A 16,250-nucleotide genomic window follows, 5' to 3' on the forward strand; every position below is an offset into this window, starting at 1 on the left:
AAAGTTATTTATCGAATTCACTATAACGAGAAATCATCGTTTTCAACTGAACAGACTGGCTCTGCCCCATCCTGTCTTCCCAGCTTGACGTGACAATAATGGTCTTTAGGGATCCCGATACCGTAGCTGGTGGCACCTGCCATTCAAGCGTGTAAGCTCCTGAAGTTGAAGAGCCAGTAGCGATAGAATCAAAGTCTGCGATCGGCATTGCTGAAACAGCCGCAGAAGCTCCTCGAGTACGAAACCATTCCAGTTTGTTTTCGGCCAGACGAAGAGCCTCGATACTTTGAATCGCATAGTCCGATTCGCGCTCTAAGTACACATTTAGCTTTGTTAAACCTAATGCTCCTACTCCGAGAAGCAGAAAAGCAATTAAAACCTCAAGTAAACTAAACCCTTTATGTTTAGAGATCATTCCAAGAGCCTTTTTTCCAATATACTTTTTTGATCTTTTTCAATGGTTCATCAATCACATCACGATTGTACTGAAAATCTAATGCGGCGTTGAAAAGAGCGAAAGTGCCAGGTGCATCCATTACAAAGCCACCTAAAGGAGCGAAAGATCCATGTTGGTAGTAGCCAACTCTTGCCTTGCTCATTGGTACGGTAGCCGCTAGTTTACCAATCGCCCCATTTAAATCTTTATGGTTCTCAAGTTTATCCCAACCGGTAAAGTCCGGAACAACTCCCTTCGAATCTGCATATAGAGGGGAAATAAAGTGATAGAGCATCCCGGTAAAGTCCTGAGTTCCTCTCGTTGATAAAACTCCGTCTTGAACGACTAAAATAATGCCACTCCCACTTAAGTGGTTATCAATAGCAGATTTGATGCTAGAAAAGTCAGCGGTATTTATTTCACATCCACCGTAGACCCAAACCAGATCTTTGCCGGCTTTAATGTTGTCTACGATATTTTCCGCACAATTGTCGTTGAAACTAGGCTTAGGTAAATCTTTCTCAGAGTCCAAAGTGGCAGGGTTTAATGAGAGTGGCACATAACCAAACAGCGAGTTGTCAGACATCACATCAAACCATTCGCTTCGTGGCACATCAAATACATCCTTAAAAGGATCCATGCTTGAAGATTGTCGATAGTCATCTTCAGAGTTAGCAACACTCTTTGCCCAACTATAATGAGTTGATGCACATTTTTGCAGCTGTCCAGGCTTGCTATCAGGAAATTGTGCGTAAGGCTTTTTAGATATTTCATAGGGGTGAACTGTGCTTACGTTTGTAGCATAGAAATAATTAGAGTAGAGAACCGACGTGCATTCCCACAAATTATTCCCAAGACTTTTTCCGGGATCCGCAGAACTCCTATAAGAGCCATTAATAACAAGATCAGAAGTGGACTTGATGGCTCCGGCCCCACCAATTGAAGGGAGTTTGATGGTTTTTCGTAACCTTGCGTTTTCTAATTCAGAAGTAACGACACTAAATTCTCCAGTAGAAAAAGTTAAGCCATTGAGTTGCAAGGCAATTATACAGTCATCTACCGTGGTAGGTATCTGTTTCTCTAGCTTAGCTTTAGAAAATGCACATTCCAGGCCGCCCTCAGCTTTCCAATGCGCCTGTCGAGCTCTTAACTCATTCTGAGCAACTTTGATTTGGAAAAAAATACCTTTTGATGAGGCAAGAACAACAATTAAAGTAAGCAGTAAAAGAATGGAAGTCACCAGCAGTGCGACATAGCCTGATTGATTGGGCTTAAATTTCATTGCCAGTTCCTTTGCTTAATTGAGACTGTTTTCACTTTGCTAAAAGAACCATCAACTGTTTGTAAACCTAACTCTACCTCGGTTAATGCACTTGTCGTTTTTCCATTCGTAACGGTTCCTGAACTCACTGAAAATTTAGTTACCTGAAAAATATCTTCATCAAATAAAGACCGACAAAAATCTATACCATCAAAAGTTAATATTTGAGCTTGTGAAACCACTCCCTTTTCACATATTAAAAGTCTCGTATCACGCTTCTCATATTTAATATTTCGATAGTCTTTATTAACCGGAGAGCCTTTTTTGAAATAAACAAAACCAACAGAAGAGGCACCGCTTAATGCTATTGTATCCATAGCGCCAGATAACTTTAGCGAATTACCTTTTCCGCCATCATAGCCAGCTCGTTGAATATCTTCTTTCATCACAGAAAAAGTTAGGTTAACCGCCTGTAGAAGATGTAATTCTAAACTTTTCTCTCTAGCTGTTTTTTGTAAGCTAAGAAATACAGAGCCAATCACTCCTAATAGAATTAAACCAATTAAAGAACTGATCATTAACTCGATTAAAGAGCTACCTCGTTGATAAAACAGACTAACATTCTGGGTAGTCATATAATTTTCCTCCAGAATTACTGCAAATCTTGATACGCCCAGGAGGGTTAGAAAGTTTGATTTTCAACTTTAAACTCTGATTGTTAGTCGAAAAGAATTCTATATTCCCAGAGCTCGGTCGTCCTCTTACCTCTTCATAGCTTATATATTTGGCGTCATAGTTATGCTTTATCGACAACTCAGAATAAGGTGAGCCAGATAAGTGTAAAATGGCGCTTCCGCCTACAACGGGTGAATCAGTCAAGTTAAGTGACCAATTACCGCTAATGATGGTGTCATCTTTATCCATCGAAAAATGTACATACAACTTTGTATTTCTCATTACCGCTTCTGATTTACTTTGATTCAGAAACCCAAAAAGCTCTGTTGCAAGACCTTGCATCTGTACCGTTTGCGAAACACGACTGAATCTCGGTGCCGCAGCCGCTAACAAAATGCTCAGCACCGATACCGTAATAAGTATCTCCAATAACGTAAACCCGCGAGGCATTTCCCAAATTCCTATGCAAACAACTAATCAACTGTAATTCATCTTGCACAGATGCTATCACCTAAGAAAAATAGGCGTAAAAGTGAAAGGGAACTACTCGTAATGATTCGAATATATCGTTGTAACAGCGACAAAATAAGATTAAGAGGAATGACATTGATCGAATTACTGATAGCGGTCGTGATTGTCGGAATCATTGCGGCGATTGCGTATCCCTCGTATACAAATCATGTCATCAAGTCGCACCGGACCGTGGCACTGAGTGATATCAGCCGTATACAGCTAGCGTTGGAAACCTCTTATGATGGTGGGTATGACTGGAGCTCTATTATTTCGGGTGGCAATTGCGCGATATGTGACTCAGATAGTGATCGCTTTACTTTTTCAATAGTGAGTTCCGCTGTCGTAGCTTATACCATCTCAGCTACAGCTAAACCCGACCTTGGCCAAGATGGAGATAGTTGCCTCCCTTCTGGAGTTAATACAATCAAACTGACCGCAACAAACGTTGAATCGCCAAGCGCATGTTGGAACTGATAATCGTCTAAAAACGAAAAGGCCTGCAAACATGCAGGCCTTTGTAATTTTAATTCTGATTCTTGGTCGTTTTAGCTCGTCAGGTCATCGAAGAACTTTTTCACGCCATTGAAGAAACCTTCTGACTTAGGCTTGTGTTTTGTCGCTGCTTCGCCACCACAAGACTCTTCAAACTCTTTCAACAACTCTTTCTGGCGTGAGCTTAGGTTTACAGGTGTTTCAACAACTAACTTAACGATGAGATCACCGATACCGCCACCGCGAACACCTTTCACACCTTTGCCACGCATACGGAACATACGGCCAGTTTGCGTTTCTGAAGGCACTTTTAGGCTGACTCGGCCATCTAATGTTGGTACTTCAACTTCACCACCCAATGCTGCCATCGCGAAGCTTACTGGCACTTCACAGTAAAGGTTATTACCGTCACGCTCAAAGATATGGTGGTCTTTTACGTGCACTTGAACATATAGGTCACCAGCTGGTGCACCCATTTCTCCCGCTTCACCTTCGCCAGACAGACGAATGCGATCGCCAGTATCCACACCGGCAGGTATCTTAACGTTAAGTGTTTTTGTTTTCTGCTTGCGGCCCTGACCATGACACTCGTTACAAGGGTCTTTGATGATCTTACCTTTACCATGACAGGTAGGACAGGTTTGCTGAACCGCGAAGAAACCTTGACGCATTTGTACTTGGCCGTGGCCATGACAGGTACCACAAGTTTCAGCCGAAGTGCCTTTTTTCGCGCCGCTGCCATCACAAGTATCACAATGAACCAGTGTTGGAACTTCGATTTCTTTTGTGACACCGCGAACCGCTTCTTCTAGTGTCAATTCCATGTTGTAACGAAGGTCAGCACCACGTTGCGCGCGATGACCACCGCCGCCACCACGGCGACCGCCACCAAAGATATCACCAAATACGTCGCCAAAGATGTCGCCGAAATCAGCACTGCCGCCGCCAAAGCCGCCGCCACCGAAACCACCACCGCCTTGTTCAAAAGCAGCATGGCCGTACTGATCGTACGCCGCCTTCTTCTGCGGGTCAGTGAGAACTTCGTACGCTTCTTTTACTTCTTTAAACTTATCCGCAGCAGAATCATCACCCTGATTACGGTCTGGGTGGAATTTCATTGCAAGGCGCTTGTACGCCTTTTTGATATCGCGTTCTGATGCATCACGGCTTACGCCTAATACTTCGTAAAAATCACGTTTTGACATGTTCTTCGTCACCAATGTAGTACTGCAAACGGCTACTGCCGCTTGGTGTTAATATCGTTTTAGATAAAAGCTTTCTTTGAAAAGCGCTTAGCTAGAAAGACTGGGCTATTTACAAACATGCGGGCGTTAGAGTCACCTCAAACGCCCGCAAAGATTCCAATAAGTGTTTCCAACAGGGTAATTTTCTAGCAAAACATCAAATTACCCTAATGTTGAATTACTTCTTATCGTCTTTAACTTCTTCGAACTCTGCGTCTACAACATCGTCTTGTGCAGACTGTTGTTGAGCGCCAGCTTCAGCACCTTGTTGTGCTTGAGCTTGTTGCTGAGCGATTTCCATCAATTTTTGAGCAGCCGTCATTAGCGCTTGAACTTTAGCGTCGATGGCTTCTTTATCTTCGCCTTTACGCGCTTCTTCTAGCTCAGAGATTGCAGCTTCAATCTTCTCTTTCTCTTCAGCTGGAAGTGCTTCACCTGCTTCTTCCACTTGCTTACGAGTACCGTGAATCATTTGGTCTGCTTGGTTACGTGCAGTTGCTAGCTCTTCGAACTTTTTGTCCGCTTCTTTGTTAGCTTCTGCTTCTTGTACCATTTTCTCGATGTCTTCGTCGCTCAGACCACCAGAAGCCTGGATAGTGATCTTCTGCTCTTTACCAGTCTGCTTGTCTTTCGCAGATACGTGCAGGATACCGTCCGCATCAAGGTCGAAAGTAACTTCAATTTGAGGCATGCCACGTGGTGCAGGCTGGATACCTTCTAGGTTGAATTGACCTAGAGACTTGTTGTACATCGCTTGCTTACGCTCACCTTGTAGAACGTGGATAGTTACCGCGCTCTGGTTGTCTTCTGCTGTAGAGAAAACTTGGTTCGCTTTAGTTGGAATAGTTGTGTTCTTCTCAACTAGCTTCGTCATTACGCCACCCATTGTCTCGATACCTAGAGACAGTGGCGTTACGTCTAGAAGCAGTACGTCTTTAACGTCACCAGCAAGTACACCACCTTGAACTGCAGCACCCATTGCTACTGCTTCATCAGGGTTTACGTCACGGCGAGCTTCTTTACCAAAGAACTCAGCTACTTTCGCTTGAACCATAGGCATACGAGTCTGACCACCCACTAGGATTACGTCAGTGATGTCGTTTACTGATAGGTCAGCGTCAGCTAGAGCAACTTTTAGTGGCTCAAGAGAACGTTGTACTAGGTCTTCAACTAGAGATTCTAGTTTCGCACGAGTCACTTTGATGTTCATGTGCTTAGGACCAGTCGCATCTGCAGTAACGTAAGGTAGGTTTACGTCAGTTTGAGTAGTAGAAGAAAGCTCGATTTTCGCTTTTTCTGCTGCTTCTTTAACACGCTGCATTGCTAGTGGATCGTTCTTAAGGTTGATGCCTTGCTCTTTGTTGAACTCGTCAACTAAGTAGTTGATCAGACGGTTATCAAAGTCTTCACCACCTAGGTGAGTGTCACCGTTAGTTGCTAGAACTTCGAACGTTTTTTCGCCTTCAACTTCATCGATTTCGATGATTGAAATATCGAATGTACCACCACCAAGGTCGTATACAGCGATAGTGCGATCGCCGCCTTTCTTGTCTAGGCCGTAAGCTAGCGCTGCTGCTGTTGGTTCGTTGATGATACGTTTAACTTCTAGACCTGCGATACGGCCAGCATCTTTAGTTGCTTGACGCTGAGCATCGTTGAAGTAAGCAGGTACTGTGATAACTGCGCCAGTTACTTCCTCACCTAGGAAGTCTTCAGCAGTTTTCTTCATTTTCTTAAGAACTTCAGCAGAAACCTGAGGAGCAGCCATTTTCTGGCCTTTCGCTTCTACCCATGCATCACCGTTGTCAGCCTTAACGATTTTGTAAGGCATGATTTCGATGTCACGCTGAACTTCTTCGTCTTCAAAACGACGACCGATTAGACGCTTGATTGCAAATAGCGTGTTTTCAGGGTTAGTTACTGCTTGACGTTTTGCTGGCTGACCTACTAGTGTCTCACCGTCAGTGTAAGCAATAACCGATGCAGTAGTGCGTTCACCCTCTGCGTTTTCAATTACACGAGGTTTGTCGCCGTCTAATACAGCAACACATGAGTTAGTAGTACCTAAGTCAATACCAATGATTTTACCCATCTGGCTATCTCCGAATAAATTTCTATTTTCGTTTGGTTATAACCCCAATGTGGGGGGAGGAGAATCGGGTTTCAACCCTTGCTCACAAACAAAAATAATCAATGTTTGCTTCTCTATGCCACATAGATAAGGGCGGCAAAATGCTTTTCAAGGGCAGAATTAAAAAAAAGCGTTTTTTTTCTGATTTAATCGCTTTCTTTCTGATTAGTTGGGATTAGGTCACACCATTGTCGTTCACTAAAGCACCACCAACCAGTAAAAATCGACGCTCTAGGTAATGAAAACAAGAAAGCGAGCCATGAGAGCTCGCTTTCTTATTTATTAGGTAAAGTTAATAGGATTAAGCAAAGTTATTAAGCGTTTGCCTGAGCAGGCTCTGCATCAACACTTTCTTCTTTGCCAATCTCACCTTCTGTTTTTGCAACGATAGTATTCACTGCCGTATCACCGACTACGTTAGACGAGGTACAGAACATGTCGTTAATACGGTCAACCGCGGCAATAATTGCTAAACCTTCTGGTGGTAAGCCTAGTTGGTGAAGCAAAACCCCAACCATAACAACACCACCGCCCGGAACACCGCCCGCACCAATCGATAACAGCAGAATGGTCAAGCCTAGAGTGAAGATGTCTGAAGTATTGATTGGCTGACCAAAAGCGTTCGCGACAAACAACGTCGCCAGGGCGATATAAATTGATACGCCAGACATGTTCATTGTTGCGCCCAGTGGCACACCGAAACCAGCAACGGATTTAGACACCTGTAGCTTATCTGTCAGGGTACGCATCGTAACAGGGATGGTCGCGTTTGAGCTGGCCGTAGATAGAGAGAATAGGATCTGCTCGCGAGTTGCTCGAAGAAAGGCTTTAGGAGATGTACCTGTTGCAATACCTACTGCCATTGGATAGAAGATGAAAATCCAGAACACCAGCATGGACACGACCAAAGCCACATAACCCGCAACAGACATTAGCGTGTTTGCATCCAGTGTTGCACCTAGTTGAATCATTAGCGCGAATACACCGTACGGCGCAAGGCTCATCACCAAGCCAACAAGCTTCATCATGATCTCATTTGCCATCTTAAATGTACGGATAGCAGGGCCACCACGAGAGTCCAGAGCTTGAATTGCCAAACCAGTTAGAATCGCCATAAAAATGATTTGTAGCATGTCGCCATTCGCAAACGCTTGAACCGGGTTGCTAGGGACAATATTAACTACTAATGAAAAGATGTCTGGCGTTTCAGTTGTGGTCAGTTTCACGGCTTCTGAAACGGTACCGGCTAAATTAGCCCCTGCACCTGGCTGGAAAATCATGCCAACCGTCAGTGCTGCTGTAATCGCAATAATCGTGTTAACGATATAGAGCGCAAAGGTTTTACCACCAAGGCGTCCGAACGCGCTGATATCTTTAAGGTCAACAATGCCACATACGATTGAGACATAAACCAAAGGAACGACAAGCAGTTTAATTAACGAGACAAACATGCCTCCTGCACCTTCTGCTGTCCCAAGCAAATAGGTATCAAAAATCGCAACACCATTAAATAAGTATTGGATTGCTGTTCCCAAAATAAGGCCGGCAAACAAGCCTACAAAAATCTTACTAGAAAGCGATTTATCCATTATAAATCTCCGATATGTTGTGTTTACTATTAACTCTTTTATAGTTATATATGCTTACTTTTAAAGCATTCGTCGCAAATCATACACGGAAAGGTTACAAAATAAAGCGAAAGTTTACATTTTTGTTAACGCGCGTTCTCAGCAAAAAACACTGGATTATTACGACCTATCCAGCACAAGCGTTGGCAAAGTAAGCAATTACAGGGAGTTATGAAGATTTACATCAAAACACGAAAGCAAACTTGAACAAAATTTCACTATAGGAAAGTTAATCCCCAATAGGAAAATATTTGAAGAAGATCAAATTTCGTTTTAAACGCCGGAGAGCGATAAATACGGTTTGACGAATAAAAAATGCCCGCCACTAATGTGACGGGCATTTGCAAATTATTTTTCAGCGGTAGTGAAGCTTAGAAGCTTACTTAGCCACCATTACCATTGCTGGACGAACAACACGACCGTTTAGTTCGTAACCTTTTTGCATAACAAACATAACCGTGTTGGATTCGTGATCTGGGCTCTCTTGAATAGACATAGCCTGATGCAGCTCAGGATTGAATGCCTCACCTTCTGGATTGATTTCCTTCAGGCCAAATTTAGCAACCACATCGACGAAAGTTTTATGAGTCAGTTCCACACCTTCAAGGAAAGGCTTAATGACTTCATTTTCCGTATCAGCGGCCTGAATCGCGCGCTCTAAGTTATCGATTACAGGAAGCAGTTCTTCTGCAAACTTGTTCAGAGCGTATTTACGCGCTTTATCGATCTCTTGCTCAGTACGACGACGCATATTCTCTACGTCAGCTTTTGCTCGCAGAACCGCGTCTTGTTGATCTTTCACTTTTGTCTCGCTAGACAGAAGTGCAGCTTCTAGTTGAGCAATTTTGGCGTCTTTCTCATCACCAATTTCTTCAAGATCCGCTTCAGCTTCTTGAGCTGCTGCTTCGACTTTCTCAGCCTCTTCGATGATTTGATCAAGCTCTTCTTCTGTAACTTTATTTTCTTCGTTGCTCATGATATCTCCAGAATTCAACGTAATGCTCTTAAAGCCATGCGTATTTTGTGGGCTTTAAACACATAAAAATTCGCATATTTAGGTAACTTGCCATTATTATGGGGATGAAGATTCCTGATTCAAGCCTCTTTAATGCGGAAATGCTATGAAAAATCCATGTAACGTGATCGCGATTATCGGTAAACCTAGAGATCAACAAGCTATTCAAACTCATAGTGAGTTGTACCAATGGCTAACAGCAGAAGGTTACCAAGTATTTATTGACGATCGTCTTACTGCAATTTTAGACGAGATCCCGCCAAAGCAGTTTGCGAGCTTAGTCGAGCTAGGACAAAACGCAGATCTGGCAATTGTGGTCGGTGGTGACGGTAACATGCTAGGAGCCGCACGAATTTTATCTCGTTTTGACGTTCCCGTAATTGGTGTCAATAGAGGTAATTTAGGCTTTCTGACTGATTTAAATCCAGACGACTTCCAAACCGCTCTTAAAGCTGTACTTGACGGTGAATATATTGAAGAAGAGCGCTTCCTACTTGAAGCTGAAGTGCATCGACATGGTCAAATTAAAAGTCACAACGCCGCTTTGAACGAAGCTGTACTCCATCCTGGCCAAATAGCACATATGATTGAATTTGAAGTTTATATCGATGAAAGCTTCGCTTTTTCATTACGTGCAGATGGCCTGATCGTATCGACCCCGACAGGTTCAACCGCCTACTCGCTTTCTGGTGGAGGGCCAATTCTTTCGCCAAGCTTGAACGCGATCTCTTTGGTACCGATGTTCCCGCACACACTTTCCAGCCGACCTTTGGTCGTCGATGGTAACCGCCGTATCAAACTGATTGTATCTCCAGAAAATCGTGGCACACAAGAAGTCAGTTGTGATGGACAAGTATCTCTGCCTGTTTCTCCGGGTGACGAGATCCACATTTACCAGAGTCCGAATGTCCTCAAACTTGTTCATCCAAAGGACTACAGTTACTACCACGTCCTGAGAAACAAATTAGGCTGGTCGAGTAAGCTCTTTTAACCCAGTTTTTCTATTTACAAACGCAGGTATTCACATATCTGCGTTTTAATCTCTGTCGTTAGAAAGCATTAAAACCGCCACATTATCCACGCCTATCTTCAACAGACCTTTGATTCAAGATGACCGTAACTCTTTCAATTTAAAAAAGTCATTACCTCTTATCGACTCGTTTTTCCTAACCCATCACAAAAATCCATTTCGCCAACAAAAAATTTAAAGACCACCTTTACTGTATGAACAAACAGTATATACTGTTCTCTTATACAGTATTGTTCAGTTATACAGGTAAATAAAAATGCTGGCTCATCTAAGTGTTAATAACTTTGCGATTGTTAAGTCTTTACAACTCGAGCTGTTTAAGGGCATGACCACCATTACTGGTGAGACAGGTGCGGGGAAATCTATTGCTATTGATGCTCTCGGCCTCTGCTTAGGTGGACGAGCTGATGCAGGCATGGTTCGACAAGGTGAAGAAAAAACCGAAGTGAGTGCCGCTTTTTTACTGGATAACAACTTACATGCAACGCGTTGGCTAGAAGATAATGATCTGCTCGATGCCAATGAGTGTATTTTACGTCGAATCATTACTAAGGAAGGCCGTTCAAGAGCCTTCATCAATGGTAGTCCGGTACCACTTTCACAACTCAAATCTCTCGGGCAGCTTCTGATTAATATTCATGGTCAGCATGCCCATCATCAGTTGATGAAAAGTGACCATCAAATGGCGATGCTGGATCAATATGCGGGTCACCTTAATCTACTAAAAAGTACTCGAAGCACATACCAGCACTGGCGTCAGGCAGACAACAACCTCAAGCAACTCAAAGAAAATAGCCAACAAAATCAGGCACAAAAGCAGTTGCTGGAGTACCAAATCAAAGAACTGAATGAGTTATCGCTAGGTGAAGAAGAATTCGCAGAACTCGAACAAGAGCACAAACGACTGTCCAATAGCGGAGAGCTTGCCGCTACCTGTCAGCAAGCCATCGAACTTATTTACGAAGGTGAAGAAGTCAATGCGCTTGGTATTTTGCAATCGGCCAATCACTCCCTAATTCAATTAGCTGAGTTAGATGAAAAATTAACAGAGCTGCCAAACATGCTGGCAGAAGCGATGATTCAACTGGAAGAAACAAAAAACGAACTTCGCAGCTACCTTGATGGCATTGACGTCGATCCGGGCCGCATGGCTTATGTGGAAGAACGTTTCTCCAAAGTCATGTCCATGGCGCGTAAGCATCACGTTATGCCAGAAGAACTTTACCAGCATCATCAAGATCTTCTAGCTCAAATAGAAGCCTTAGATTGTTCTGATGAAAGACTGGATGAACTAGCACAGGAAGTTGAGCAAAAGTATCAAAGCTTCTTGACCGCAGCGGAAAAATTACATAAATCACGCAGTCGTTACGCTAAAGAACTGAATAAACTGATAAGCCAAAGCATGCAAGAATTAAGCATGGAAAAAGCCGTATTCAGTATTGAAGTCAATAGCGACAATACTCACCCTTCTCCATTAGGGATGGATAGCGTTTGCTTCCTGGTGTCAACGAACCCGGGCCAGCCATTACAGCCAATTGCAAAAGTCGCGTCTGGTGGTGAACTATCGCGTATATCGTTAGCGATTCAAGTTATCACCGCTCAAAAGGTCGATACCCCAAGCCTAATCTTTGATGAAGTCGATGTAGGTATCAGTGGCCCGACCGCAGCCGTAGTAGGTAAAATGCTGCGTAAGTTAGGAGAATCGACTCAGGTACTGTGTGTCACTCACCTTCCTCAAGTGGCAGGCTGTGGACATCAGCAAATGTTTGTCGCGAAGCAGACTAAAAAAGGGCAAACAGAAACCCAGATGCACGCTCTGAATGAACAACAACGCGTGGCAGAATTAGCCCGACTGCTAGGTGGTAGCCAGATCACCGACTCGACCCTTGCAAATGCTAAAGAGCTACTTATCGCCGCTTAAAAAATGTAAATAAGAGCCATGGTGAAAAATACCCAAGGCTCTTCGCTTTCCACTCACTTTGAACTGCGTTTTGTTCTTCCATTCAAATTATCTTTCAGAATGAACACAAATGAATATCTGCCAATAAATGCAACTCAATTCAAAATTCGTTGTCAGATTCCCTACCATACGACGCATAGCTTTTTACATCTGCGTCGAGCTTGTTTATTATCAGCGCAGTATTTTAAAGGTTAGTAAGAAATTATTATGCAATTAAAGAAGTGGTTAGTTGCCGTACCATTAGCAATGACATTGCTGACAGGATGTTCGGTAGTAGAAAAACTGGTTTATCGCATTGATATAAACCAAGGCAACTATGTAGAACAAAGTGCGGTGGATAAATTGAAGTTTGGGATGACTAAAGCACAAGTTCGCTTCGTACTTGGATCACCAATGCTTATCGAAAACGGCTATCCAAACACATGGTATTACATATACCACCATACTCCAGGCCATGGCGATCCAGTGCAAAAAGACCTTATTGTGAATTTTGATGATCAAGGCACACTTGCTGATATTGCTGGCGACTACCCGAAAAGTGATGCGTTTTACGAGCAAATTCAGTAACAAGACCTTTATGCAAAAAACCTCCCGATGGGAGGTTTTTTAATGATTGGTATTTAAAAGTTAGTCACTTTTACGCCGAGCATTAGGCTTACCACCTGTAACTGGATCAGCATTACCTTCGGCTTTAGCTTGCTCAGCACGTTTACGGCGAATTTCTTTAGGATCAGCGAGTAATGGACGATAAATCTCTATGCGGTCTCTGTCGCGTACAGTAGCATCCAATTTTACATTGCGGCTAAAGACACCGACTTTATTCTTCGATAAGTCAATCTCCGGATACAACTCAAGTACGCCAGATTGGCTTATAATCTCTTCTACCGTTTCGTGCTTGTTCACAACTAAATTGAAAACACGTTGCTCATGCGGTAAGGCGTAAACGACCTCTACATGAATCATGTCTGATTCAATACTCATAACACTCGTATACCTGTTTCGCGCGTTTTGTAAAAGCATTGACCATATTACTGGTTAACTCGTTAAAAATCTTACCAAAGGCCATTTCGATCATTTTACTAGAGAATTCAAACTCAAGCTTAAGCTCAACTTTACATGCTTGCTCATCCAGGGCAGTAAAAATCCAGCCACCACGTAACGTCTTAAAAGGACCGTCAACCAGATTCATCATAATAGACTGGCCAGGAATAAGCTCATTAGACGTGGTAAAGGTTTTACTGATGCCAGCTTTCGCGACATCAACAGAAGCCACCATACCATCGCCAGAAGCATCAATGATTCTGGAACCTGAACAACCAGGTAGAAATTCTGGGTATTTAGCAACATCATTGACCAGATCAAACATCTGCTCTGCACTAAACGACACCAACGCAGAACGGCTGATTTGCTTCATACTTACTCCTATCAATACATGTCCAGATGAAATGCGAGCCCCAATTTTACTTTTATTCCACGATTGCGCAAATAAAAGGATTTCCTAACCGATATCCAGGCCGTATAATGGTGTCATTATGGCAAAGAAAAAATCAAAGCAAAAAGCGGGTAGCAACACTATCGCGCTGAACAAAAAAGCTCGCCACGAATATTTTATCGAAGATGAAATCGAAGCTGGCATGGAGCTCCAAGGTTGGGAAGTGAAAGCCCTTCGCCAAGGTAAAGCCAATATTTCTGAAAGTTACGTATTTATGCGTGACGGTGAAGCCTTTGTGAGTGGCATGACAATCACTCCTTTGAATCAGGCATCGACACACATAGTGGCGAACCCCACTCGTGTGCGTAAACTACTCATGAGTCGTCGTGAACTTGATAACCTACTCGGACGTGTTAACCGTGAAGGTATGACGTTAACGGCACTTTCTCTGTACTGGTCTCGCTCTTGGGTGAAACTAAAAATCGGCGTAGCAAAAGGTAAAAAACTACACGATAAGCGTACGGATCTAAAAGAAAAAGATTGGGCAAGAGAAAAAGCACGCGTAATGAAGAGTTCACTGCGTTAATCTTGACCACTTAAACGCATAATACTGGACAGCCAATGCTTTTCTGTTACTATGCAAACAATACCTTGGGGCTGATTTAGGATTCGACGGGAATTCAGAAGTCTGAGGTGCATGCCGAGGTGCGGTAGGCCTCGTTAACAAACCGCAAAAAAATAGTCGCAAACGACGAAAACTACGCACTAGCAGCTTAATAACCTGCTCAGAGCCTCTTTGCCCTAGCTTCCGCTTGTAAGACGGGGAATTACAAAGAGTCAAACCCAAACTAGCTAGCCCGGATTCTCCCGCCTGAGAGATGAACGGCGAATTATAATTCAGGATAGTCATTCATTAGCGTGTCGGTTCGCAGGTGGGTGGTGAATTTAAAGATCGACTAAGCATGTAGTACCAATGATGAAAGGTTTTCGGACGCGGGTTCAACTCCCGCCAGCTCCACCAAATTCGTATACGAAGACGTCCTAGGGCGTCCAGAAAGCCCGCCAAGACATTGTCCTGGCGGGCTTTCTTGTATCTATTACGCCTTACAATGTCTTTTAACATCCTGCAACTTAAGCTATCCTCATAGCTATCCCACCAAAATATTCACCAGCCAGGATGGCTATATCGATAAAGCAGGAAAGCGTATGGCACGGATCACCAAACCACTAACTGATACAGAAGTCAGACAAGCCAAAGCCCGTGACAAGCAATACACATTGAGTGATGGAATGGGACTATTTCTTCGAGTTCGTCCTAACGGCACCAAAAACTGGATGTTCGATTACTATCATCCAATAACTAAAAAGCGAAGTGTAATCAGCTTTGGGTCATACCCCGAAATAGGTCTAGCTTGCGCACGAGTAAAACGCACAGAAGCTCGCGAGTTGATAACAAATCTGATTGATCCCAAAGAACAAAGGGAACAACAGCATCAGGAACGACTTGAAGCAAGTCAAAATACGCTTAAGGTTGTCGCTGAGAGGTGGCTGGAAGTTAAAAGTTCGCAACTGAAAAGCAAAACAGTTAACGATAACTGGAATTCTTTGTGTTTACACGTATTCCCCGAACTGGGTCAGTTGCCTGTAACCCAGATATCTGCCACACGTACTATCGCTGTACTAAAACCTATTGCTGCCAAAGGTTCATTAGAAACCGTAAAGCGGCTTTGCCAACGTCTTAACGACATTATGAACTTTGCTGTTAACACTGGGCTCGTAAAAGCTAACCCGCTAACGGGGATACGAGCTGCATTTGCAGCACCAAAGAAAAAGCACATGGCAACAATTATGCCGACTGAATTACCAGAGTTATTCCAAGCTTTGTCATCGGCTAATATCAAAACTACAACCAAGTGCTTACTGTTTTGGCAATTACACACCTTGTGCCGTCCAAGCGAGGCTGCCATGGCTAAGTGGGAAGAAATTAACTTTGACCAATCTATTTGGGTTATCCCTGCTGAAAAAATGAAAATGGGTCGTGAACACGAGGTTCCGTTAACAAGTGTAACCATTGATATCTTAAAAAAAATGCAGTCAATCAGCAGCAATAGCCCGTATATTTTCCCATCCGACCGCGATCGTACCACACATACTAATACTCAAACTGCTAACGCTGCCCTCAAACGGATGGGTTTTAAAGGACGGCTGGTTTCACACGGATTCAGAGCTATCGGTTCAACTTATCTCAACGAGCAGGGATTTCCCCCTGATGTTATTGAAGCCGCATTAGCCCACACTGACAAAAATGAAGTTAGGCGTGCTTACAACCGCTCAACCTATATTGAACAACGAAGACTGATGATGAATGCGTGGAGTAATCACCTTTCATCAACAGCAAAGAAGTCGTTTGCTTTTTAACCAATCAATAATGAT

General features: G+C 43.3%; 16 protein-coding genes and 1 other RNA gene. 7 read left to right on the plus strand and 10 right to left on the minus strand.

Annotated features, from left to right (window positions below; genetic code table 11):
* Positions 1-4 precede the first annotated feature (4 nt).
* Genes L3V31_RS13800 through L3V31_RS13815 form a run of 4 tightly spaced genes read right to left on the minus strand, consistent with a single transcriptional unit; the run spans position 5 to position 2,822 of the window.
* Entirely contained in the window at positions 5-415 is a 411-nt protein-coding gene (locus L3V31_RS13800) for a prepilin-type N-terminal cleavage/methylation domain-containing protein (RefSeq protein WP_237316567.1), read from the minus strand.
* Positions 405-1,718 (minus strand): hypothetical protein, encoded by a 1,314-nt coding sequence (locus L3V31_RS13805; protein ID WP_237316568.1) that lies wholly within the window; start codon positions 1,716-1,718, stop codon positions 405-407. The genes L3V31_RS13800 and L3V31_RS13805 overlap by 11 nt, the downstream gene beginning before the upstream one ends.
* Entirely contained in the window at positions 1,715-2,332 is a 618-nt protein-coding gene (locus L3V31_RS13810) for a pilus assembly protein PilW (RefSeq protein ID WP_237316569.1), read from the minus strand. The genes L3V31_RS13805 and L3V31_RS13810 overlap by 4 nt, the downstream gene beginning before the upstream one ends.
* Positions 2,313-2,822 carry a GspH/FimT family pseudopilin gene (locus L3V31_RS13815; RefSeq protein ID WP_237316570.1) on the minus strand — a complete coding sequence of 170 codons (510 nt, stop codon included), beginning with the start codon at positions 2,820-2,822 and terminating at the stop codon, positions 2,313-2,315. Before L3V31_RS13815 ends, L3V31_RS13810 begins: the two co-directional genes overlap by 20 nt.
* Before the next feature lie 102 nt (positions 2,823-2,924).
* Between L3V31_RS13815 and L3V31_RS13820 the strand changes: the two genes are divergently transcribed.
* Complete coding sequence (locus L3V31_RS13820) at positions 2,925-3,359, plus strand: type IV pilin protein (protein WP_237316571.1); 435 nt, start codon at positions 2,925-2,927, stop codon at positions 3,357-3,359.
* 71 nt (positions 3,360-3,430) lie between these two features.
* Here the strand turns inward: L3V31_RS13820 and dnaJ are convergent, their stop codons facing one another.
* From dnaJ to grpE, 4 genes are all read right to left on the minus strand, one after another.
* Positions 3,431-4,582 (minus strand): molecular chaperone DnaJ, encoded by a 1,152-nt coding sequence (dnaJ, locus tag L3V31_RS13825; RefSeq protein WP_237316572.1) that lies wholly within the window; start codon positions 4,580-4,582, stop codon positions 3,431-3,433.
* A gap of 217 nt (positions 4,583-4,799) precedes the next feature.
* Positions 4,800-6,713, minus strand: coding sequence for a molecular chaperone DnaK (gene dnaK, locus L3V31_RS13830; protein WP_237316573.1), 1,914 nt, complete (start codon positions 6,711-6,713; stop codon positions 4,800-4,802).
* 353 nt (positions 6,714-7,066) lie between these two features.
* Complete coding sequence (locus L3V31_RS13835; RefSeq protein ID WP_237316574.1) at positions 7,067-8,341, minus strand: dicarboxylate/amino acid:cation symporter; 1,275 nt, start codon at positions 8,339-8,341, stop codon at positions 7,067-7,069.
* 418 nt (positions 8,342-8,759) lie between these two features.
* On the minus strand, positions 8,760-9,356 hold the full coding sequence (grpE, locus tag L3V31_RS13840) for a nucleotide exchange factor GrpE (RefSeq protein ID WP_237316576.1): 597 nt from the start codon (positions 9,354-9,356) through the stop codon (positions 8,760-8,762).
* Between the two features lie 145 nt (positions 9,357-9,501).
* Between grpE and nadK the strand changes: the two genes are divergently transcribed.
* The 3 genes from nadK (at position 9,502) to bamE (ending at position 12,952) form a co-directional block, all read left to right on the plus strand.
* Positions 9,502-10,386, plus strand: a complete 885-nt coding sequence (nadK, locus tag L3V31_RS13845; protein ID WP_237316578.1) for an NAD(+) kinase — start codon at positions 9,502-9,504, stop codon at positions 10,384-10,386.
* A 295-nt stretch (positions 10,387-10,681) separates the two neighbouring features.
* A complete protein-coding gene (gene recN / locus L3V31_RS13850; protein WP_237316580.1) occupies positions 10,682-12,346 on the plus strand; it encodes a DNA repair protein RecN in 1,665 nt (554 codons plus the stop codon).
* A gap of 246 nt (positions 12,347-12,592) precedes the next feature.
* Positions 12,593-12,952 (plus strand): outer membrane protein assembly factor BamE, encoded by a 360-nt coding sequence (gene bamE, locus L3V31_RS13855; protein WP_237316582.1) that lies wholly within the window; start codon positions 12,593-12,595, stop codon positions 12,950-12,952.
* A gap of 60 nt (positions 12,953-13,012) precedes the next feature.
* Here the strand turns inward: bamE and L3V31_RS13860 are convergent, their stop codons facing one another.
* Both L3V31_RS13860 and L3V31_RS13865 read right to left on the minus strand, forming a co-directional pair.
* Entirely contained in the window at positions 13,013-13,366 is a 354-nt protein-coding gene (locus L3V31_RS13860; protein WP_237316583.1) for an RnfH family protein, read from the minus strand.
* Positions 13,356-13,799, minus strand: a complete 444-nt coding sequence (locus L3V31_RS13865) for an SRPBCC family protein (protein ID WP_237316585.1) — start codon at positions 13,797-13,799, stop codon at positions 13,356-13,358. Before L3V31_RS13865 ends, L3V31_RS13860 begins: the two co-directional genes overlap by 11 nt.
* 118 nt (positions 13,800-13,917) lie before the next feature.
* On the opposite strand from L3V31_RS13865, the gene smpB reads away from it, so the two are divergent.
* The 3 genes from smpB (at position 13,918) to L3V31_RS13880 (ending at position 16,235) form a co-directional block, all read left to right on the plus strand.
* Positions 13,918-14,403: an SsrA-binding protein SmpB gene (gene smpB / locus L3V31_RS13870; protein ID WP_237316586.1), complete on the plus strand. Its 486-nt coding sequence runs from the start codon at positions 13,918-13,920 to the stop codon at positions 14,401-14,403.
* Between the two features lie 67 nt (positions 14,404-14,470).
* Positions 14,471-14,838, plus strand: a transfer-messenger RNA (tmRNA) gene (ssrA, locus tag L3V31_RS13875).
* Positions 14,839-15,023: 185 nt separating this feature from the next.
* Positions 15,024-16,235: an integrase domain-containing protein gene (locus tag L3V31_RS13880; protein ID WP_237316588.1), complete on the plus strand. Its 1,212-nt coding sequence runs from the start codon at positions 15,024-15,026 to the stop codon at positions 16,233-16,235.
* The last annotated feature ends 15 nt before the right edge of the window (positions 16,236-16,250 follow it).

The sequence above is a fragment of the Vibrio sp. J1-1 genome (assembly GCF_021728395.1).
Lineage (GTDB): Bacteria > Pseudomonadota > Gammaproteobacteria > Enterobacterales > Vibrionaceae > Vibrio.